Annotated in this window: 20 protein-coding genes and 1 riboswitch; of the genes, 3 read left to right on the top strand and 17 right to left on the bottom strand. The window is 34.2% G+C overall.

All coding sequences use genetic code 11. The annotated features are described in order from the left end of the window. Nucleotides 1–6 precede the first annotated feature (6 nt). Both R8749_RS03405 and R8749_RS03400 read right to left on the bottom strand, forming a co-directional pair. Nucleotides 7–492, bottom strand: a complete 486-nt coding sequence (locus tag R8749_RS03405; protein WP_317698008.1) for a universal stress protein — start codon at nucleotides 490–492, stop codon at nucleotides 7–9. Between the two features lie 13 nt (nucleotides 493–505). Then, the gene (locus R8749_RS03400) at nucleotides 506–2,077 is read right to left on the bottom strand and encodes an Nramp family divalent metal transporter (RefSeq protein WP_317698007.1); all 1,572 of its coding nucleotides are present in this window, start codon (nucleotides 2,075–2,077) and stop codon (nucleotides 506–508) included. Between the two features lie 207 nt (nucleotides 2,078–2,284). Between R8749_RS03400 and R8749_RS03395 the strand changes: the two genes are divergently transcribed. After that, nucleotides 2,285–2,617 carry a BRCT domain-containing protein gene (locus tag R8749_RS03395; protein ID WP_317698006.1) on the top strand — a complete coding sequence of 111 codons (333 nt, stop codon included), beginning with the start codon at nucleotides 2,285–2,287 and terminating at the stop codon, nucleotides 2,615–2,617. Between the two features lie 9 nt (nucleotides 2,618–2,626). Here R8749_RS03395 and R8749_RS03390 read toward each other — a convergent pair whose 3' ends face one another. The 11 genes from R8749_RS03390 to abc-f all read right to left on the bottom strand — a co-directional run bounded on the left by R8749_RS03390 (nucleotide 2,627) and on the right by abc-f (nucleotide 17,428). Then, nucleotides 2,627–3,376 carry an energy-coupling factor transporter transmembrane component T gene (locus R8749_RS03390; protein ID WP_317698004.1) on the bottom strand — a complete coding sequence of 250 codons (750 nt, stop codon included), beginning with the start codon at nucleotides 3,374–3,376 and terminating at the stop codon, nucleotides 2,627–2,629. Further along, a complete protein-coding gene (locus tag R8749_RS03385; RefSeq protein ID WP_317698003.1) occupies nucleotides 3,373–4,170 on the bottom strand; it encodes an energy-coupling factor ABC transporter ATP-binding protein in 798 nt (265 codons plus the stop codon). Before R8749_RS03385 ends, R8749_RS03390 begins: the two co-directional genes overlap by 4 nt. Further along, nucleotides 4,157–5,029 (bottom strand): energy-coupling factor ABC transporter ATP-binding protein, encoded by an 873-nt coding sequence (locus tag R8749_RS03380; RefSeq protein WP_317698001.1) that lies wholly within the window; start codon nucleotides 5,027–5,029, stop codon nucleotides 4,157–4,159. Before R8749_RS03380 ends, R8749_RS03385 begins: the two co-directional genes overlap by 14 nt. 9 nt (nucleotides 5,030–5,038) lie before the next feature. Further along, nucleotides 5,039–5,695, bottom strand: coding sequence for an ECF transporter S component (locus R8749_RS03375; RefSeq protein WP_317697999.1), 657 nt, complete (start codon nucleotides 5,693–5,695; stop codon nucleotides 5,039–5,041). A 134-nt stretch (nucleotides 5,696–5,829) separates the two neighbouring features. Beyond that, a riboswitch (FMN riboswitch) is annotated at nucleotides 5,830–5,962 on the bottom strand. Nucleotides 5,963–6,114: 152 nt separating this feature from the next. Next, a complete protein-coding gene (locus R8749_RS03370; protein WP_317697997.1) occupies nucleotides 6,115–9,159 on the bottom strand; it encodes a BspA family leucine-rich repeat surface protein in 3,045 nt (1,014 codons plus the stop codon). Beyond that, complete coding sequence (locus R8749_RS03365) at nucleotides 9,125–9,292, bottom strand: hypothetical protein (RefSeq protein ID WP_317697996.1); 168 nt, start codon at nucleotides 9,290–9,292, stop codon at nucleotides 9,125–9,127. Before R8749_RS03365 ends, R8749_RS03370 begins: the two co-directional genes overlap by 35 nt. Nucleotides 9,293–9,436: 144 nt before the next feature. Further along, complete coding sequence (locus tag R8749_RS03360) at nucleotides 9,437–13,063, bottom strand: BspA family leucine-rich repeat surface protein (RefSeq protein ID WP_317697995.1); 3,627 nt, start codon at nucleotides 13,061–13,063, stop codon at nucleotides 9,437–9,439. Nucleotides 13,064–13,225: 162 nt separating this feature from the next. Next, nucleotides 13,226–14,242, bottom strand: coding sequence for a linear amide C-N hydrolase (locus R8749_RS03355; RefSeq protein WP_317697994.1), 1,017 nt, complete (start codon nucleotides 14,240–14,242; stop codon nucleotides 13,226–13,228). A gap of 104 nt (nucleotides 14,243–14,346) precedes the next feature. Then, complete coding sequence (locus tag R8749_RS03350; protein WP_317697993.1) at nucleotides 14,347–15,000, bottom strand: VTT domain-containing protein; 654 nt, start codon at nucleotides 14,998–15,000, stop codon at nucleotides 14,347–14,349. 87 nt (nucleotides 15,001–15,087) lie between these two features. Next, nucleotides 15,088–15,936, bottom strand: a complete 849-nt coding sequence (locus R8749_RS03345) for an aldo/keto reductase (RefSeq protein ID WP_317697992.1) — start codon at nucleotides 15,934–15,936, stop codon at nucleotides 15,088–15,090. Between the two features lies 1 nt (nucleotide 15,937). Beyond that, nucleotides 15,938–17,428 (bottom strand): ribosomal protection-like ABC-F family protein, encoded by a 1,491-nt coding sequence (abc-f, locus tag R8749_RS03340; protein ID WP_317697991.1) that lies wholly within the window; start codon nucleotides 17,426–17,428, stop codon nucleotides 15,938–15,940. Nucleotides 17,429–18,049: 621 nt separating this feature from the next. Here abc-f and R8749_RS03335 point away from each other — a divergent pair. Beyond that, the gene (locus tag R8749_RS03335; protein WP_317697989.1) at nucleotides 18,050–18,898 is read left to right on the top strand and encodes a MurR/RpiR family transcriptional regulator; all 849 of its coding nucleotides are present in this window, start codon (nucleotides 18,050–18,052) and stop codon (nucleotides 18,896–18,898) included. A gap of 8 nt (nucleotides 18,899–18,906) precedes the next feature. Further along, nucleotides 18,907–19,551 (top strand): endonuclease III domain-containing protein, encoded by a 645-nt coding sequence (locus R8749_RS03330; RefSeq protein WP_317697988.1) that lies wholly within the window; start codon nucleotides 18,907–18,909, stop codon nucleotides 19,549–19,551. On the opposite strand, the gene R8749_RS03325 is transcribed toward R8749_RS03330, so the two are convergent. The 4 genes from R8749_RS03325 to R8749_RS03310 are packed head-to-tail and all read right to left on the bottom strand — an operon-like array spanning nucleotide 19,533 to nucleotide 21,883. After that, nucleotides 19,533–20,237, bottom strand: a complete 705-nt coding sequence (locus R8749_RS03325; RefSeq protein ID WP_317697987.1) for a glycerophosphodiester phosphodiesterase family protein — start codon at nucleotides 20,235–20,237, stop codon at nucleotides 19,533–19,535. The two genes, R8749_RS03330 and R8749_RS03325, sit on opposite strands and share 19 nt — an antisense overlap. Next, on the bottom strand, nucleotides 20,237–20,797 hold the full coding sequence (locus R8749_RS03320) for an NUDIX hydrolase (RefSeq protein WP_317697986.1): 561 nt from the start codon (nucleotides 20,795–20,797) through the stop codon (nucleotides 20,237–20,239). The genes R8749_RS03325 and R8749_RS03320 overlap by 1 nt, the downstream gene beginning before the upstream one ends. Further along, on the bottom strand, nucleotides 20,797–21,681 hold the full coding sequence (locus R8749_RS03315; RefSeq protein WP_317697985.1) for an SPFH domain-containing protein: 885 nt from the start codon (nucleotides 21,679–21,681) through the stop codon (nucleotides 20,797–20,799). The genes R8749_RS03320 and R8749_RS03315 overlap by 1 nt, the downstream gene beginning before the upstream one ends. Further along, nucleotides 21,668–21,883 carry an NfeD family protein gene (locus R8749_RS03310; protein WP_317697983.1) on the bottom strand — a complete coding sequence of 72 codons (216 nt, stop codon included), beginning with the start codon at nucleotides 21,881–21,883 and terminating at the stop codon, nucleotides 21,668–21,670. Before R8749_RS03310 ends, R8749_RS03315 begins: the two co-directional genes overlap by 14 nt. Between the last annotated feature and the right edge of the window lie 28 nt (nucleotides 21,884–21,911).

The raw sequence follows: 21,911 nt of genomic DNA, 5'->3' as shown, positions 1-21,911 counted from the left end.
ATACTTTTATCTAATAACCATAACTGAAATTGGTGCATATTTAGCCATGTAAGCTGCTTGTGAGCCAAAATGTTTACGGATACCTTTTTTTGCAAGTGATCCAATAACTAATAAATCAGCTTTCGTTGCTGGAATAACATTTTTAACGATCGTTTCGCCGGGATCACCCTCGCTAACAACCATCTCAACGTTCTTTACTCCTGCTTTAATTGCAAAATCTCGATATTCTTCAATGTGCTTTTCCAAGTCTTCCCGTTCTCCATGAACATAATCACGACTTAAAGCTTGATAGATATTCATTTCACTGTTTTCAAGAATCGATGTAATTATTAGATCTGCATCAGCTTCACGTGCCGCATTAATCGCATACTTAAATGCTAACTGGGCGTCAGCAGAATCATCAACCCCAACTAAGATTCTTTTAAAGGCATTCTCATCATTTCTTAATTGTTCTGGTGTTTGATTTTTTAATTGATCAGGTGTCTCTTTCATATGACCTCCTTAACTATTCAGTTCCGGCCTGTTTTAAAATTTTATTGTTAGTTCTACGCATATCAATAATCGTCCACGCAAGAAGACCCAAAATAACAACTATTGCTGTATATGCGATGATATTTGCTTGTTGAAGTTGACTTGCTGTTGGGTTATCACCATAAAATGAAGCTATCGAATCTGGTAAACCTTTCATATTAAGAGCAGTAAGCCCAATTACTGAAATCCATCCAGCAATTCTTACCCAAAGTGAATTAACAAATCTGTTTCCCATTTCTACTTTATTATCTGTCATTAATAATAGCGGAAGCATCGAAAAAGGTAAGGCAAATGCTAGGAACACTTGTGAATTATTCATCAAAGTATTTAGTGCTTCATGCTGTTTAAGTTCAGATAAATGACTAGTCATTCCAACACAGATTAAAACTGGAACAACTGATATCAAACGAGTAACAAGTCGACGCAGCCACAATGGCATTTTCATATGGACAAAACCTTCCATAATTACCTGACCCGTTAAGGTCCCGGTAATTGTAGAGTTCTGACCTGAAGCTAACAATGCAACCGCAAATAATACAGATAGTATACCTGACTTGGCAACACTAATTAAAACCCCATTACTTAAAGTCGAAGTATCCGACAAAGCTTTAAATAATCCGAAAAATGAAGGATCTTTAACTGCTCCCGTTTTAAATACTGCAACTCCCATAATTAAAAGTAATGAATTTACTACGAATGCAAATGAAAGTTGAATATTTGAATCCCAAGTTGTGAATTTAACAGTTCTAGCGATATCCTCTTCGTCATCGTGATTAACTTTACGAGTTTGAGAAATTGCAGAATGTAAATAAAGATTATGCGGCATTACCGTTGCACCAATAATTCCAAGTGCTCCCTGAATTGGATTTTGTCCGCCAATATTAGGAGTCGAAGCAAAAGTCTTAGTCGTTGGAACTAATCCTTTAATTACTGCCGCCCAATCTGGATTAGAAAGAGCTACTTGATAAACAAAAACTAGCAAAATTACTAAAATTAGACAAACAACAATAGCTTCAATTTTACGAAATCCAACCTTAGTCAATAAGAGTAGTAACAAAACATCAAATACGGTAATTAAAACTGCGTAAAATAATGGAATGTGAAACAACAGATAAAGAGCAATAGCTCCTCCGATTACTTCAGCAATATCAGTTGCCATAATTGCCAGCTCTGTTAAAACCCACAAAACGATTCCCAAAGATCGACTTGTTCGAGCTCTAATCGCTTGTGCTAAATCCATTTGACTTACGATGCCCAGTTTAGCTGCCATATATTGTAATAACATCGCAATTAAACTCGACAGTAAGATAACTGACATCAATAGATATTGAAAATTTTGTCCGCCAGTAATTGAAGTTGACCAATTACCAGGATCCATATAACCAACCGCTACCAATGCTCCAGGGCCAGAATACATGAACAAAGTTTTCCAAAAGCTCATTCCTTTTGGCACTTCAACCGATCCGTTTATTTCTTCCAGCGAAGGGCCGTTAGCATAATGAATTAAATGCTGTTTCTTCTGCTTTTTTTCTCTTTCATCAGACATTTAATACCTCCTTTTTTTCATTTAAATCATAGCATACCCCTAAAGAAAGTAAACCCATTTTTTTACTTCAAGCCTTTATTTAAGGCATTTTGTGAGTTATACCGCCTTATATAGAATGAAAATTATTATTTAATTTCAGGAAAAAATTTGTATTTTCTCATAATCTTTCACAATGATTTTTTCTTAGTCTTGCGTATAATAAAACGTATGGAATTTAAAAACAAAAATGTTTACTTAATTGATAATGATACCCCCATTGATTTAACTTTAATCGTTAAAAGATTAAAAGAACTCGGTGGTAATCAGGTTACAATTAGTGAAAAGAAAATTGATTATCTTATTTACGATGAAAATAAAGACCATGATGAGAATTTGGCAAAAAGATTTGAGCGTCTTAAAAAAGGAAATCCGATAGTTATGTCTCCTTCTGATTTTATTAAAGAAATGGGTTTTAATCCAAATCCTGCTTATATCGAATGGGATGAATATCCAAACTATGATCCTTGGACTGGAGAAAAGTTAAGCTTATGGCAAGATTAACAGACAATTTTAAAATGTAAATTTTAATTGGTTAAAAAGGATAAAAATGAATAAACCTAAATAGATTAAATAATCTCGCCGATGATACTTAATCTCTTGATAATTAAAAAGACGTGCTCCTCGATGATACCCTTTTGCAATTAAAGCATCAGACACTCGGTCAGCTTTTCTAAGCGCAATTAAAATTACCGGCTGAAGCATAAAAATATAATTCATTGCTCTTTTAAGATAACTGCTATCAGTTTTTGAATTACGCAAAGTATAAGCATAACGAACTGATCGAAATGTCTCCTGAAATTCGTTAATAAATGACGACATAATTATTATTACTAAAGGAATGCCTAGACCATTATAGTGCCCAAGCGTTATATCATGTGCAATTTTTCCCACAGCTAATGCCATTTCTTCTGGACTCGTTATAACAATTAAACCTAATGCCAAAATCAAAAGGATTATGAGACGAATAAAAATTTGTAAATCTAAATTAGTTAACTTTAACCAGCCCCAACGCCAAATAACAGGACCATTTACAAAAAATAAATTAATTAATAGGTTTAAAATTGGCAAAATTAAGATCAGTTTCCAGTGACGAAAAATTTGACCTCTTTCAGAAGAATTTAATTCAGTAAATACAGTCAATCCTAAAAGTATAATCATAACTAAATATTGGAAATAATAATGGAAATTAAACATCAGAAGAGTCAACAAAATCCATGTGATTAGTTTTGTGCGCCCATCGATTCGATTAATTAATTTCATGAAAGCACCTTTTCTGCCAATGCTTGAGCAATTTCTTGATTGCTTTTATAATAAGACCCCTTTGAGAATATTTTTTGATTAATTAATGCCTGACAAACTGCAATAGTCGGTGGATCAATTAAACCAGCATTTTTAAAAACATGGGGATTTCTCAAGACCTGCTTTTTTGATTGCTGTTCAATTCCATCATTTTTTAAAAATAAAAACTCATCTCCATAGGTCAAGGCTTCACTTAAATTATGAGTAACCATTAATACAATGTGATTAGACTTAAAGTAATTGATTTCATCCATAGTTAATTGAAGATTTTTAGCATCAAGACCAGCTGTAATTTCATCACAAAATAAAATTTTAGGCTTTTTTAGCAGCATGATTGCCAACTCTAACCTTTTTTGCTGCCCACCTGAAAGTTCAAAAGGTGATTGCTTTAATAAAGATTCTAATTTAAGTTCTTCAATAATTGCTGTGAGATCTCCAGAATAATGATACTGAAGTTCTTCTTCCACCGTTTGATTAAAAAATAAATTTTCTGCGTTTTGTAAACAATAACCAACATTTGTCAGGTAATTTCGTAAACTCGCTTTTGATTGATGAATCGGCTGATCCTCAAAATAGATTTCACCTTTAGTCGGTTTAATAAGACCGCTTAAAAGATTAAGCAGAGTCGTTTTTCCTACTCCATTAATCCCTACTAAAGTATAAATTTTGCCTAATTCTAAACTAAAATTTAAATCATGCCACAAAAAGGGATGCTTTTTTGACACTTGATAATTAAGATTTTTAACGGTTAACATATAATTCTTCCACTGTTTTGATAAATGTAGCTAAACTCGAATCTTGGAGACTAATGGGGTCATTAATCAAATCAGCCAAGCGATTAATGATATCAACAGTAATCGGAATTGGCATTTGATTTTCTTTTAACAAACTTGGATTAAGCAAAAGATCATTGGTCTCAATTTTATTAGTAATTTGTCCTTGATTTAAAATTAAAACTCGTTTTGTTAGAGCTAACTCTGCTAATTTATGGGTAATTAAAAGAATCGTAACTTTTCTTTTTTCCTGCAATTCTCGCATCAATTTATATACTAATTGAGAATTTTCTGGATCAAGCTGAGCTGTAGGCTCATCTAAAATTAGGATTTTGGGTTCTAATACTAAGGCTTCTGCAATAGCTAAAAGTTGTTTTTGACCGCCTGATAAAGTTTTAAAAGATTGCTTAATTATCGACTCAATTCCCAACTCATTAACGATTTTCATCATTCTGCTTTTAATTTTTTCCTTGCTCCAGCCAAAATTAGCTAAATATAAACTAAGATCTTCCACAAAATTAGGTGCAATAAACTGCGAATCTACATTTTGAAACACTAAACTAATTTCATGGTGCAGCTTCCACTGAGGTTCAATCTGCTCATAATTAATACCATTGAGTAAAATTTCCCCTCCTGTTGGCTCAATAATGCGAGTTAATAATTTACTAATTGTGGTTTTTCCCGACCCATTAGGACCGACAAGTCCCACAAATTCTCCTTCAAAAATACTAAAGTTAAGATTGTTAATAATTTCTTGCTTTTTAGTTTCTAATTGCAGATTAATCAGTTGTTCAGCTGCATAACTAAGATTACGTATTTCTAACAAAGGTGTTGCGTTCAAATTATTCTCCTAAATCAATTTAAAATAGCTCATGAACAATAGCGCAACTGTTGCAATCACTAAGAAGATCACTGCAAAAGCCGTCCATTTTTCTTCATGGTTAATCATCTTAAAATCAGTTGTTCTTAACACATTACCTTTCATTAAAGCCTCAACTACTGGCCGATAAAGAATAACCGTAAACAAGGAATTTAGGCCGCCTTTGATTAAATTAAACGGCAAAATAATTGGAACTAACATTTTAACAACTGATGCTCTAGTGTAACCAAAGAAAATCGGAGAAAGTAAATAATTCCAAAGCAGCATCGATATTGTCTGCATGATAATTCCAATTATTAATCCAACAATTAAATTTTTTGCATTCTTTTTTCTGGAATAAGCAATGACCGGCGGCAAGACAAAACAGATCGCAGCAATCACATTCATAACAAAACCTATTGCTCCAGTCGAACTAACTGTAATCATCTCAAAAAATGGTACTAAAACTGATAGTAAAATTGCAAAAATCGGGCCAAATATCATCCCACCAATTGTTAAAATTACATCTTTTGGTTCATAACTTAAAAAGAAAAACATTTTTATTTTAATAAAAGTAGATAAATATGCTAGCGCCCCAAAAGCAGCTAAAAATGTTAAATATCGGATATAACTCTGATCACGTTTCATTTTGAATTCTCCTTATCAAAAACAAAAAGCTATGACTCAATTGAATAACCTCAGCTGAGCCATAGCTAAAAAAATCCCGCAATTTTGCGGGGGTACACGACGAAGAATCTTCAATAAATAAAATTTTATTGAAGAAACTTCTTCTTCCATCCAGACTTTAACTGTCGGTTCCGGTCTCACACCGGATCAGCTGCCATAGGCAGGTCGCGGACTTCAATTTTAATTGTTACCGCCGATTGGGAATTACACCCGACCCCGAAGAAGTTATCTATTTACTTAATGTAAGTGTAGCATACTTTTATTAAAATAAAAGAAACGCTTACTTTTTTTTCGGATACTAAATAATTTGAAACGCAAAAAACTATCCATAATTTCAGGATAGCCCTTAATTTTTTCATTCTTCAATTTATTAAATAATTTTAAGGAATATCATTCACTAACGTAAATGTTACCGACGCATTGTAAGTACCAGCCTTCGGAATATCATTTGGATTTGCCTTAAAGCTTAATGTCCACGGATAGTTCTTGTCTTCAGGATGATTATCACTTCTAGTTCCGTTATAGATAGTCTGAGCTGTTGATGTTAAATGAGTCGTTGTGCCCCCGTCAGTGTCCTGATAATACAGCGGATCGCCACTAATCACTTTACTTGAATCTGTCGTATGAGTGAACGGCTTCGTTACCGCGGCCTCAATGTGCCACTGACTTGTTGCATTACTATTCCGATTATCTGTTCGTTTTAAATTCTGAGCACTACTTATGTACTCCTGATTCTTTAAATATCCCGCATGGGTCCCTAAATCAATACTTCCTGGTATTGATGTTAACGTCTGAGTACCAACCTGATCCCAAACATAAGTTCTTGTATCAGTTCTAGTTTGTGATTCAGTTGCAATCTGAGCTGCCGTTCTTGCTGCTCCCGTTGGTGCATGAACGGTTGCCGGAGTTAGCGCCTCCCGCCACTGAGGATTAGTCGCATAATACACTGGTGTTGGATTGTCTAAATCAGTAATCGGAGTCCCTGCGGTCGGATCAGCAAGCAACGTATCACTTCCTAATTTAGTTCCGTTTCCTAATGTCAATTTCCATAGTTTATTAGTATATCGAAACATAGAAGTTGTTGATGCTGTAGATTGAATATTAAAATTTGATAAATCTAAGCTAGTTAAATTTAAACAACTATCAAATAACCATCTAAAATCAGTTACCTTTGAAACATCAAAACTACTCAAATCAAGTTTTGTTAACTCTTCACAATCAAAAAACATTCCCGGCATTGCAACAACTTTACTAGTATCAAAATGACTAACATCAATGGACTTTAATTTTTTATCTCCGTAAAACATCCATCTCATTTGTGTTGCTTTTGAAGTATCAAAATGACTTACATCAACTTGTTCCAATGAATAACAATTTGAAATCATTGAATCAAAATCAAACGCATTTTTGGTATCAAATTTACTAATATCTAAATCGGTTAAGGATGTATCTGAAATAAACATGCCACCGAAACTAGTTACATTACTAGTTTTAAACGCTGGACCAAATTTAACACTGGTTAAACTTGTACAACCCCGCAAAAATCGATACAGTGAAACAACCGAACTCGTATCCCATGGAATGTTAAGGGAAGTTAAACTTGTACACTTAGCAAAAACACCAGACATATTAACTACTTTGCTCGTATCTAAATTAGCAAGACCCTCAATTGTGGTTAGATTAGTCATCCCATAAAATAAATGAATTAAATTGTCGTTTCCTGATACTCCCGGACTAATCACAACTTTTTGAATTTGAGATAAATAATCATTCCAAGGCCATTTAACTAGGTCATCATATGGATCATCTGGATCAGGATGAGTCTGTTGAGCGTCAACATTTGCATTTAAAACATGGGGATAAATCGTTAATGTCCCACTTTCATATTTCCACCATAAGTATTCACTTAAGCTAATCGTCTTTACTGCTGATACATTACTATTGTTATCCACCGCTACAACATGAAGATACTTTCCCGCATCTGCTGCTCTTGTCAAATTAATCGTTCCATCAGTCCCACCACTATTTGGCATTAAATTAATATTTGTTACTTTTTGGGTCGCGGGATCTCTTACAATTGTTGGACTTCCATTTGGATTATCATCAACTGTATAAACATATCCCCTCATTCCACTCATAACCGGAACTTTGATAATATCTGAATACGCATTTCCTGCTGATGTATCTGCGCGAGCTCGATAATAGTAATCAGTAGCATTGTCGTTGGCATCAATTCTTAAACTCGCATTATCATTAACAACTGAACTTGATACCAACGTCGGTGCGTTAGGAGCAGCAGTATCTTTAGTCATGATATCTTTACCATTAGTACTGGTATTTAAACTTGACGTATAGTAAATCATGTTGAAAATAACTTCTGCTTCCTGTGGCGTACATTGATTTACAGTATGGCCTGTTTGAATCTGGGCGTAATTATTTTTCGACACTAAATACCAGTTATTGTCACCAATAACATTGCCGTTAGCGTCTTTTAACTCTTCATATTTTCCCGAAGTAATATTTGCAGGATCATACTTTAACCACCTTATAGCACCTGAATTGTACATGAAATATGAAGAAAAACTATGAGAAGGCGACACTTGATAAGTCACTGTTGGATCCAAAAAATACGGTTGTTCTGTTAGTGAACCTGGAGTAGCCACTTGAATCTTATCGCTACCAACTGGCTTGTAATCAGCTGATACTTGAACCCCTAAAGATGAAGCAAAGCGATTAAAATAAGTATGATAAGGCACATTAGGTAGACCAGTCCAAGCAAATCCCTCAACGGTATCATGGCCCATCGTAATAGCTCGACCGGTATCTCCAAATGCTTTTGTTGCTTGATACGAAGCTTCATTCAAATCTTGATTGTCTGGATCATAATTGTCTGAATTCCAGTCTGACGCGCCAAAGAAGATACTGTCGTACTTATAAGTTCCATCTGGATTCTTAAGCATGCCTGGATTATCATTAAAATCTTTCAGCCATACCGTTGTAATATTGAATAAGCCCTGATCTACAGGACCTGTCCCATCAACATTCGTCATCTTCATCCAGTTTTTAAACCATGTCTCAGCAGCTGCAGTTTTAGGTGCTACGTTTAAAATATTAAAATGTTTACCGTAGTTAGTCCCAATTTCATTTGCTGTTGTAAATGATGGACTAGTATCTTTCTCAACATGGTATCCCCCGCTAATGTTTGTCGGCGGTACCCATGTTAAATTAACATCGTTACGATTATCAGTATCATTCCAATAGCTTTGACCAGTCATCTGAAAACTGCCTGGAGTTACAACTGTTGAATTAATTACTGATGAGATTCCTCTTGGCTGTATTTTAGGGAGTGATAATTGTTTCAATGGATCACTGAAACTCGGTGTAAGCTTGTTAGCTAAACGCCCCCCCCCTGGAAACGCTACCATTATTTACATTCGCTGTGTTCTGTGGAAAATCTGCTGCTTTACTCTCTTGTTTATTGTTTAAAGCAATCCCAATAGTCGCGATACTCACAATCACTACTATTAAATATCCTAATCTTTTGACTAACTTGTTCATAAACTCACTCCCTAAATTGATTTATTTATACAAAGTTAGATTTATTATATCAAAAAGTGGGTTTTTTCAATTCTAATTTTCATAAAATTTTTAGCAAAAAAACGATCAACAGCCGTCTTATTGGCTATTAGTCGCTTAATCATTTTAAGGTGTGTCATTCACTAACGTAAATGTTACGGTCGCATTATATCTCCCTGCACTCGGGATATCACTTGGACTTGCTTTAAAACTTAACGTCCACGGATAGATCTTGGTGTCAGGTTGATTATCACTCCTGGTCCCACTATAGATAGCCTGGCCTGTTGCTGTTAAGTGGGTAGTCGTCCCTGAAGTTGTATCATGATAATATAACGGATCTCCACTAATTTTCTTTGTCGAATTTGTTGCCAAAGCAAACGCTTTCGTTACCGCTGCCTCGATATGCCACTGCTTGTTAACTTCACTATTGCGGTTGTCGGTCATCTTTAAGTTCTGTGCCGTACTCTTGTATTCTTGATTACTTAAATACCCCGCATGAGTCCCTAAGTCTATATTTCCTGCTTCTGCCTCTAATGTCTGAGTTCCCAACTGATCCCATACATACGTTCTAGTATCATTTCTCACTGCCGATTCATTCATCATTTGAGTTACATTGAGCGCATTTCCCTTTGGTTCGTGCGCGCTCCCAGTTCCTACTTCTCTCCACTGTGGATTTGTTACATAAAACACGCGATTGGGGATATCATCATCATAGATCTTACCATCATCTCCCCCTACCGTTGGATCCTTTAATTTGTTCCCTTCAACATAATCTTCTAGAATAAAGTTCGGTCCAAACGTTATCTTCCACAGCTTCGGCGTATTGGCTAACATTGCCTTGCGGTAATCACTATATACCCGCTTCGTGTTGAAATTCTTTAAATCTAAAGTCTTTAACTTGCTGCACCCTGAAAACATTGAATTGAAGTTGTTCACTTTCTCCGTGTTAAAACCACCTACGTCTAACTTTGTTATCGCTGCACACCCATTAAACATATTCTCCATTGTTGTCACATTAATGGTTTTAAATTTAGCTTGATCTATCTTAAGATCGGTCAGTGACCGACAGAGTTGAAACATGCCTAACATCCGTGTGACATTTGTTGTATTGAAACTTCTCAGATCTAATGATGTTAACCCAGTACAAAAACCAAACATCGAACTCATATCCAATACGCTGTTTGTAGTAAAATTATTTAAATTTATAGTCGGTAACGAGGTACATTCAAAAAACATCGAAGTCATATCCGTAACCTGACTCGTGTTAAATTGCGTTACATCTAAGCTTGTTAATTTCTTACAGCTCATAAACATTGCTGACATATTGAGTACCTTACTTGTATCAAATTTCGTCACATCTAAGCTTGTTAGGTTATTACACTCCTTAAACATCGCTGCCATGTTATCCACATTACTAGTGTTAAAGTGAGTTACATCCAAATTGGTGAGCTGACTGCAGTAACTGAACATACTTGACATATCTGTCACTTTAATTGTATTAAAATGGGTTACATCCAAGACCGGTAGCGATGAACACGAAGAAAACATCGAGTTCATGTTGATTACTTCACTGGTATCAAGCTGCGTAAGACCTTCAATTGCAGTCATTGCACTCATTTTATTAAAAAGTCCAAACAGTGAATCCTTGGCTGTGACCCCCGGGGAAATAACTGTTTTGACAATCTGACTGTCTTTTTGATACCACGGCCAGTCTGAAGTGGGTTTACCCTCAGAACTCGTGAAGTTAACGTGATCTTTATCAAAATTAAGTTCATGCGGATAAATCGTCAAAACATTCGTTGCTGCATTAAAATTCCACCAGCTTCCAACAATAAACGTCGCTTGACTGCTCATCCCCTCCTGATCCTTCACCGTCACTGTCACCGTTTGGTTATAAGAAGATAAGTTCCCATAACCCATATCACTCGGCAGCTGTGCCGTCCACGCTTGGTCAACTCCTGCTGTATTGGTTATTAATCGATTTTGAACTAACGTCGTCGGATTCTTTAAATTCCATGGAACTGTTTTAGTGAGACCTGTATTGCTTTTATAGGTGATGTAAAAGTCCAGATACGCTGGATTGGCTGCAGTTCCCGTGTAGCGATTATTTACTTTACCTGTTATCGTTGCGTGATCACCGTTATAGCTTGGCTGATCGGTTGTTACTGTCGGCTTATAAACCAAAATTTTATTGGTTACTGTATTTGTACTTCCTGTAGTTACTGGATTTGTCCCCACCTGATAAGTAAACGTTGCCGTATTGGGATAACCCAAATAAAAATTCTGAGGATCGGCTGTCGGCTGCAGCTGCGGCTGCCAAGTTGTAATTTTACTTCTATCGACACTTCCTTTAATCAGAAAAGTAAAAATATGTCCCGCTGTGCCATAGAAATCAGCCTTACTCAACTCTGTCGGTTTAGCCGCAATTATCAAATGATTTAAGGTATCAATACTAATATTAAATTTGGCAGTTACATTATTATTGTCTTCATCGGTTACCATGATATCGGTTGGATTAACTTTCCAAGCTGGATTCAAGTTATCATCAATTTGATATCTAGTTAAATAATCGGCTGTTGATTGCGGGTACGTTAAAATTTGGGTAACTGAATAAAGCGTTCTAACCTGTCCCGGTTGAACAGTAGCTAGATTGGGATTAATTCTTGGTGTTAAAAATGATTCTTCTTTTTTGTTTTCAGTTAATAATTCATTATTTAACGGTAAAGTTTGAGCGGATGCATCTATAAGCGGATCTAAGCTTTCATCATTTCCAGCTTTATTTGGATTTGGCATTGCGATATTAACTATCGACCCTAAAAGAAAACCACTTCCTATATAAGCCAATTCATAAGGTTTTGTGGTAAAACCATATTGAAACTCAGATTTATTTTCAAAAATTGCAGTAAGTCTCGCAGTTTCATCAATTTTCCATACATCACTAGAAAAATCTGTTAAACCTCCTGACCCCGGAGCATACTGAATAATTGTGTCGCTTCTAGTATAAATTTTTGTAAAATTATCTGTATTTAAGGATACAATTTTTGCACTATTAATTGGACCAAAGGTCAAATGACCACCTGAAACTGTTGCCGGAGTGTTAGTTCCGTGTAACACAAAATTTAACTTAGCTTGAGCGCTCATTTGCCCGGGAATAACATTACTAGTCGTAACAGCTCCAATTGGCAAAACAAGTGCATACTTATTAGAATTAGTGGTAGTAACAGTGGTTACTACATCAATGGATCTACCTAAATTATCAAATCCAACGTTAGTATAAGTAAATTTAGCTTGCATGTTACCATTAGAACCTGCAGTTGGCCACATTACATAAACCTTCGAAATATCAGCAGGCATGTTAGGGACATTAAGACTTGGTTCATACAGCTTAATTGTACAATTGTTAATCGAAGTAGTAATTACTCTTGTCTGTGAACTCACAACTGGAGAAAAAGCATATTTCCCATCTAATTGGGTTGTTAAATCCGTGCTAACCATTGGGGATTGAGGCAATGGTGTACCAACAAATGCATCAACCCGTTTTACCCCCGTCAAAACACACAAAAAGACCGCAATCATCATTACGGTCATTAATCCAATTCTTCTATGATGCGCAAAAATAAATTTTAGAGGGTTAGCTAAACGCCCCCCCCTGGAAACGCTACCATTGACTTCATTTGCTACATTCTGATTCTTTTCGTCGTTATATAAAGAAACAAAATCAAAAAATGATATTTTTTTCACAAATTTTCTCATCAATTTCTCCCTCACTCTATATTTATTAGTTAATTATACCAACGATTTGTTTTTACATTAATTACTTTAACAAAAATTTTTTACAAAAAAAGCAACTAACCTATAAATTAGCTGCTTTCATATATTATTTTCATTTTTATAAATAAAATTCGTCCAATCGATTTATGATAATTCTTTGGCAGAATTAGACATGTCAATCTCTGTATTGGTTATTTCTTTTTGATTAGGATCAAGCTTCATGGTACTAAAACCAATTCCCCGACAAGTTTGAACATAAATTCTACGCTCGCTTAAATTATAGCCAGCCCAATATCGCGTAAAATCGCTTAATGGATCTTCTTTACTTGCCCGTTCTAAACCTCTAGGTACCATTACGGTTCTAAATGCAGAATATAATTGATTAATCCCATCATCACTTGAAAAATCATCCAAATGATTAGAGATCATTGTTGAACGGACAAATCTAGAAGGTGAAGTATAGTCACCAGGAAGGCCGAACATTCCATATCCGGTTCCCATCTCAATTGGTGACAAAGTGACATCTTTGCTGATTTGACGTGGCTTTTTAGGATCAATATTATCTAAACTAATATAATTTCTAATATTTGTTAAATGCCAACTGTACTCAGGACTATTAGTCATTATTCCAATACTGTCATAAACTTTAAAACCGCCTTGATTAGTTGGCTCAACAACAATTTTTGCACCAGTTTCATCAACAAACGTGTAATGAGCAGGAACTTGGATGGATTGTCCTGCCACTTTGTATGGCTGATCAATTAAACCATATTCATTAATATGCTCTTTAATATCAGCAACATCTTTGAAATTACTTAGAACATAGGTCACAAATTCTTCAGCCATTAAACCAGTTAAGTTGCGCTTAGCTAATTCATCGCTAGTTGCATGAGTACATTCCATTAATACTTGTAAATCACCGCTTAAGCCCGCTTCATTAACTCCATCGTATAAACAAATTGTTCCTTTAGACCCTACTCCCATTACCGCATATTTACTGTCCCAAGGAGTATATTGACTCTCTAATTTAGAACCTTTCGGAAACGTTAGAATACTCGTTAAAGTCCCTGGATCTTCGCCAAACATTCCCATATTGAAATCCATCGTTCGGCCGTAAAACACTTGACCTTCTTTTGAAGTAATTGTGATACTAGTGCACATATTGTCACCTTCCTAATCGTATTTTGTTTAATTATACATCTTATATGCGATGATAACGATAAAACAAAAAACTGCCTAGTAAATTCACTAGACAGACTTTATTATTAATCGTTATTTGATTCTTTTTTATTAAATAAACCGCGGACCCAGACAATTACCGCCGGTAAAACTGAAATGATGATAATGGCAATTAAAATCAGTGAAAAATGCTTTTGAACAAATGGATGCTGCCCGAAGAAATAACCTAGAAGCGTCATTAACATCACCCAAGTAGTTCCTCCAACCAGGTTATAAATCACAAAGTGGCGATAAGTCATTTTTGCGGTTCCTGCAACAAAGGGCACCATTGTTCTAATAATTGGCATAAAGCGGCCTAAGAAGATTGAGATTTTCCCGTATTTATTAAAAAAGTTTTGAGCTCTCTTTAAATACTCAGGTTTGATAAATCGCTGCCAACGCGGACTATTTTCAATATGATGTCCGAATCTTTTACCGATTTCAAAATTAACAAAATCGCCCAATATTGCAGCAACAATTGAAATGATTATCAAATACCAAAGATTGATCCCTCCGTTTCTTAGGGCAGCTAGCGATCCTCCTAAAAAGAGAATCGAATCACCTGGTAAAAACGGAAAAATTACCAACCCCGTCTCGACAAAAAGAACCAGAAAATATAAAAGATAAATCCAAGAACCATAGAGTTGAATAAACTGCGGTAAGTACTTTTCTAAATGAATAATGTAATCTAAAAATTGCATCAAAAATCCTTTTTAAATAAATAGTTATCAATAATCATAACAAAATTATCTTTAAAACACTTAATAAAATATTTATTTAAACATTCTTTAACCTTGAGTTTCATTATGATACATGTTACTAGCAGTATCTTTTAAAGAATTCAGAGTACTTAAATCTTCTGCATCAATTTGAAAATTGAGATTGGTATTATCTACTATATGATCTTTTTTAGTAGAACGAGGTAATGGCAACACTCCATTCTCTAAAACAAAGCGCAATGCAAGCTGTGCTGTAGTAACCCCGTATTTAGCTGCAATTTCTTTTACCTGCGGATTGTTTAACATTTTGCCAGTTGCTAGAGGTGAATAGGCTTCAACTAAAATATCATTATCTTTACAGAACTTAGATATTTTTGGTTCAGTAAAACCAATATAATACTGGATCTGATTAACTGCCGGCTTAAGCTTGCTATTATCCAAAATATTCTGTAAATCTATAACATCAAAGTTGGAAACCCCGACAGCTTTAGCTCGACCGCTTTGGTAAATTTCAGTGAAAGCTTTCCAAACATCTAAATTTTCCTGATTGTATCTTTTTCCTGCCAAATCCCAAGGCCATGGAGCGTGAATTAAATAAAGATCGACATAATCAATGCCTAAATTTTTTAAAGATTGATCAAAGTCTTTCAATGCTTGATCGTAAGATTTATTTTCAGCCGGCTGTTTAGTTGTAATGAAAACTTCTGACCGAGGAATCCCAGAATCTTTAATTGCCTTTCCAACACTTTTTTCATTTTCATAGACAAGCGCTGTATCTATATGACGATACCCAGCCTCTAATGCCCATTTGGTGGAATTATATGCCTCTTCCCCATCTGGAATTTCCCAAGTTCCAAAACCTACCTGTGGAATCTTAATCCCATTATTTAATGTAAATGTATCTGTTAATAGTGTCATTTTATTCTCCTAACTTTATTTCCTTTGTTGCTATTTTATCGCTAAAAGTTCGATCATGTTCAACAAAAATCATCGTCGGCTGGGTTCGTTCAATCACTTCTTCAACCTGTTTAACATTATAAACGTCCAGATAATTAAGCGGTTCATCCCAAATATATAAGGTCGTAGGTAGGCACAACGATTTTGCAAGTGCTGCTTTTTTTCTTTGCCCCTGACTTAAAGAATTAATTGGCGTAAAGAAATTGTCACGCTCAAAACCTAACTTACGTAAAATATTTAAAAACAATGATAATTCCAGTCCCTCCTGCTCACCAAATTGTTTCAAATTACCTGAAAAATCGATCAGATTTTGTGATAAATATGAAAATTTAACTGGTGTTGTTACTAGATTTCCCGTTTGAAGTCCATCAAATTTTTTCACGATTGCTTTTAAAAATGTTGATTTTCCACTGTCGTTATCTCCTCTAACCAGCAAACGATCTCCTTGATACAAATTTAAATCAGGAATCTTAATTTCTCGATCAGAATAAGATAAAACCAAGTTTTGAGTTGATAATAAATTTTTATGAACATCCGGCTGATAATTCATTTGAAGTTCTGAAGTCACTTCAATATCTTTTAAAAGGCCCTTTTTCTCTTTAATTCTTTTCTCCATCCGATGTTCCAAATTTTTAGCCTTTTTCATTACTCTTTTAGCTCGAGCACTAATCTGATCTTTATTTACAATAAGACCGCTATTTTTGATATGTCGATCACCATGTTTATCTTTCTCACGCCGTTTAGACCATTGTTCCTTGTCAGAAGCGGTTTTCTTTAAACGACCAATTTCTTTTTTTAAGGTTTTATTTTTTTCAGCTTCATAATGATCCCGCATAGACTTTTCTTCTTCATAAACTGAATAATTGCCTTGATGAACTATCATTTGGGTTCGTTCAATTGCTGCGACGTGATCTACCGTAGCATCAATAAATGACCGATCGTGGCTAACTATGATAAAACCTTGCTTTTTATTCTTTAAATATTTTGCGATTATCTGCCGTGTTTTTAAATCCAAATGATTCGTTGGTTCATCTAACAAGGGAAAAACATTTTCTTTTAAAAATAAAACTGCTAAAAGTGCTTTGGTTTGTTCTCCTCCGCTCAATGTATTAAAATGGCGATGAAGAGCTTCTGGATTTAGAGCAAGTTTCATAAATTCACATTCGAGTTTCCATAAAGGAAATTCTTGATTCTGAGTTAAAACATCAATCGTCAGCAAATTTTTATTCGAAATAAACTTGGGAAAATAAACGAAATTAAGATTGGTTACAATTTCTCCCTGCCCGATCAAATCCCCTGACAAAATTTTTAATAATGTAGTTTTCCCTCGACCATTTCGTCCAATTATTCCTAATTTCCAACTACTGTCGAAATCAAGATTAATATTTGAAAAAATGGGTGCTAAGCCACTCTCATATGAAAAGTTTAAATTCTTAATTTGAATTACAGTCAAAAAAACCTCCATTTCTTCCAAAGCGAAATAGAGGTTAACCAAAAGATAACCGAAAAAAGACACAATCTACCCCGCTTTAGAAATCTAAAAAATTTCTATTTACAGTGCAGATCATTCTTCAACGGCTTACTCCTTTGTTCTTATTTTGTTACATACTAACGAATATTCAATAAATAATCAAATTAATTTTAATTAAATTTATATTTTAAAATTTGGCAGGCATGTAAAATGCATTTAATATTATTTTAATTCAAAGACCAAAAAAAATATTGACAATTTTGCAATTAGCTTTTTATTATAGAAAGGATAATAATTAGTTATCGTTTTAAAAAGTTAAGCAAAACAATTTTATATTCCTTATTTTCTAAAATTTTTTTTTAGAAAAAATAGATACGAAGAATAAAACAGAATGCTATCAATATTATTTATAAATAACGAAAGTCTTTTTTTACATTTTCAGTTAAAAGCAATATCTCAGTGGGTTTTTCTCTGTTTTTTGGTATAATTTTAACAAAGTAAGAAAATTAGGAAAATTTTTATCATTTAATTTCATATGAGATACTTTATATATATAGGTATATGCTTAGTATGATGTATTATAGGAACTAAAAGATTAAACAAATGGCCGAAAATATACTATTAAAAATAAAAGAGAATCTAAAGAACTTCAGTTTTGCCGAAAAAAGAATTGCGGTTTACGTTCTTAATAATCAAAATGATGTTCTCCAAATGAGCATTAAAGAATTAGCCGATGCTTGTGAAACTAGTCAGGCTACTATTGTACGTTTTTCCAGAACTGTCGGTGCGACAGGTTTTTCAGATTTTAAAATTCGACTTTCAGCTTTACAAAATCTTGATAAAACATTACTTGAAGAAATTTCTCCAGATGAAGATTTGAGCACCGTCAAAGAGAAACTAACGGTTCGAATTCAACAAACACTTTCTGACACAAATAAAACTTTAAACGATAGTACAATCAATGAAGTTGTAAAATTAATTGATAAAAGTAAAAGTATTAGTGTATATGGAATGGGGTCTTCTCTTTTAGCAGCATCAGATTTTGCTCAAAAGTTTGGGCGGCTTGGTTTGACTCCTTTTGTCGGTCACGATGTTGATGAAGTAATTGCTCATGTTGTAAATCAAGAAGTTCCTGGTTTATTTATTGTAATTTCTAATAGCGGAGAAAGGCCTCTTTTAAAAAATTTACTTAAATCTATTCCAGAAGAAATAAAAACCGTCGTTCTCACTAAAACCCCAAAAAGTTCCTTAGCAAAATGTGCTGATTACGTCCTGAACTATAGCGCCACCTCTTTTCCTAATAAAATGAGAACTTCTGAGACTACTAGTTTGCTAGCACAGCTTTATTCAATTGATTTACTTTACTATCGATATTTTCAAAATAACTTTGAAAAACATTTTTTCCAAATTCAAAATTCTTATGAAAAAACCCACGGACCTCGTAAAAAATAGTCATCGTTATGATTGAACTAAACTGGTTATATCAAACTTTATCAAAACACATGGGACCATCTGGTTGGTGGCCCGCTGACTCTAAACAAGAAATTATTATTGGTGCCATCTTAGTTCAAAATACCACTTGGAAAAATGCCGATTTGTCGCTTCAAGCACTTAAAAATAAAACTAATTTTAAACCAGAAAAGATTTTGCACTTAACTGATCAAGAATTAATCGAAACAATTAAACCGAGTGGATTCTATCGCAATAAATCTCGAACTATCAAACTTATTTATCAATGGTTTAACAACCGAGATTGGAATTTTTTACTTCAAAATGGAGAGACCAAAAGTCAGCTTCGAAAAGAACTTTTAAATATTACTGGAATTGGAAATGAGACAGCTGATGTATATCTGGTTTATATTTTTGACCAAGTTGAATTTATTCCTGATTCGTACACTAGGCGTCTATTTAAAAAGTTAGGATTTTCACATACTAATCGTTATGAAGATTTAAAGTGTCATATAACTTTACCTCAAGAATTTACTTATCACGAGGCTCAAGACTTTCATGGTTTAATTGACGAATTTGGCAAAATTTATTTAAAAAATGATGTCATCTTTAATAATAGTTTCCTCGCAAAAGAGATTCAATTGTCTAAAAGTTGAATCTCTTTTTTTATCTTGGCAGCTAATTGCGGTTCATCAGTAAATACTCCCTCAATCCCATTTAAAAAGCACTTTTGCAATTGACGACTGTTATTTATTGTCCAAGGCCGGATTGGAATAGAACTGTTGAGATAAACATATAAATACATTGGATGAAAGCTTTGAATGATGCCTTTTCGATACAAATCTTTTGCTTTTCGATCACTACACTTAAACAAAAGAGCACATTCAAAATCAGAAATATCGTGTAATTTAACAACTGAAGGTGGATAAAAGCTAGAAAAAATTACTCGGTAATTTCCCGAATATTCTTTAATCAGCTCAACTGTTATTTCTTCAATTCGTGGATAATGAATTTTGTCTGTTTTAACTTCTAAATTTAAAACACCTTGAAAATTGCTTTCTTTTAAAAACGCTAAAAATTCTATCAAAGTCGGAATTTGTTCATTAGAATTATTCAACCTCAATTCTTTTAATTGAGATAAAGTTAAATCCTTAATATAACGTTCGTCACCCGTCATTCTTTGTAAAGATTCATCATGCATAATTACCGGTACAAAATCTTTTGTTAAATGAACATCAGTTTCGATTCCTTCAATCCCTATAGAAATAGCTTCCTTAAAGGAAGCCATCGAATTTTCTGGATCCAAATTATGAACCCCTCGGTGAGCAAAAATAACTGTCATTAAAAGTCTCTCTCAAATGCATTGAAATACATAATTGAAGCCACTGTATGAGCTGAAAAAATCTTACCTTCTTTAACTAGTTCCAAAACTTCTTCAAATGGAACAAGATGATTCGTTACAAACTCATCTGAATCAAAATGCTGCTCTCCTCTGACATTTGGATCAAACTTGACCAGTGCTAACCCCACCATTTCAGTAGTAAATCCATCGGAACTAGTAACATAAGTCATCATTTTAACGTCTTGAGCAATATAACCAGTTTCTTCTTTCAGTTCTCTTCTAGCAGCTTCTTCATCAGTTTCTCCGAGATCGGTCAGCCCTGCTGGTAAAGCAATTACTTCACTATTTACACCCGGTCGATATTCTTCGTTTAAAATAATTTTATGATCTGGCGTAATTGCTAGCAGATTAACCGCTGGTCCGTGTTTAATTAAATCTCTTTTTACCACCAGATTATCAGGTGTTTGAATTTCTTGTTTAACGAGATCAAAAATTGGGCCTTCATAAATTTTATCTTCTTTTAAAACTTTTCCTTTTTGACCAAATTTTTTAAATTTCACTAGTTCTTTGCCTTCTTACTTTCAACAACTGCACTTAAAGTTTTAATACTGCCCAACGAATCAGTAACTGAAGTTGGAACAACAACAGTATTTGTTTCACTGCCTGCCAATTTTCTAAAAGCATCAATACTTTGAGCTGCTAAATATTGATCAGAAGTTTGACTCAAAATTTCATTTTCTTTAGTAATTCGATAAGTTTCAGCATCAGCTGCTACTTTTACAGCTTGGGCATTAGCTTCTGCGGTAGCAATTAAAGCATCATTGTTTGCTTTGTTCGTTAATTCGATACTTCTTGCTTCCCCTTCAGCTTTTGCAATGGCTGCTTCTCTTTCCCGAGTTGCATTAATTTGTTTATTCATTGATTCTTGAATTTCTGGTGTGGGTTGAATTGTATCAATATTAATTCGATCAACATTAACCCCATATGAGTCAGTAATAGAATCAAGCTCTTTTGAGAGTTCAGCATTAATTCGTTCAGTTCCATTTAAAACTTCATTTAGATCCATTGTCCCAATAATTCCTCGTAAGTGGGCCCGCGACTGTTGAATCATACTCTGAACTGAATCGGCATTTTCAAATGTAAACTTATAAGGATCTGTAACATGATAATTTAAAGAAAGGCTTATTATTACTTCGGCATTATCTTTTGAAATAACCGACTGTTCATTTAATTTCAAAGGTACTTGCGCTAAATCAACTCGATCCACTCTTGTGATATAAGGCAAAATAATATGAAGTCCTGGTTCAATTTTTTTTGAATATTTCCCAAGTGTCGAAACCATTCCAACCTGATTCTGCGGAATTACAGCTACTGCATGACTAATTATTAAAAAAAGTACAAAAACTACTAATACTATCAAAGCAATCATATTAAAAGGTAACATCACTATCTCCTACCATCTTTTTTTCTAAAATTAAAATATTCCCTTTGGTTCCAGTAATTATCACGGTGTCCCCTAGCTTTAACGGCATCCTGCTTTCATAACGATAATAAATGCCATTTAACCTCAGTCGATCATCATGAAAATTTTCTTTGTCTAATATTACTGATTCCCATAAAAGGCGATCATCGAAATTATAGTCCATAATTATCAATCTCCTAAATATAAGAACA

Source organism: Xylocopilactobacillus apis (assembly GCF_033095965.1).
GTDB classification, from domain to species: Bacteria; Bacillota; Bacilli; order Lactobacillales; family Lactobacillaceae; genus Xylocopilactobacillus; species Xylocopilactobacillus apis.
Note: the sequence above shows the minus strand (reverse complement) of the source record. Positions and strands in the feature narration are given on the sequence as shown.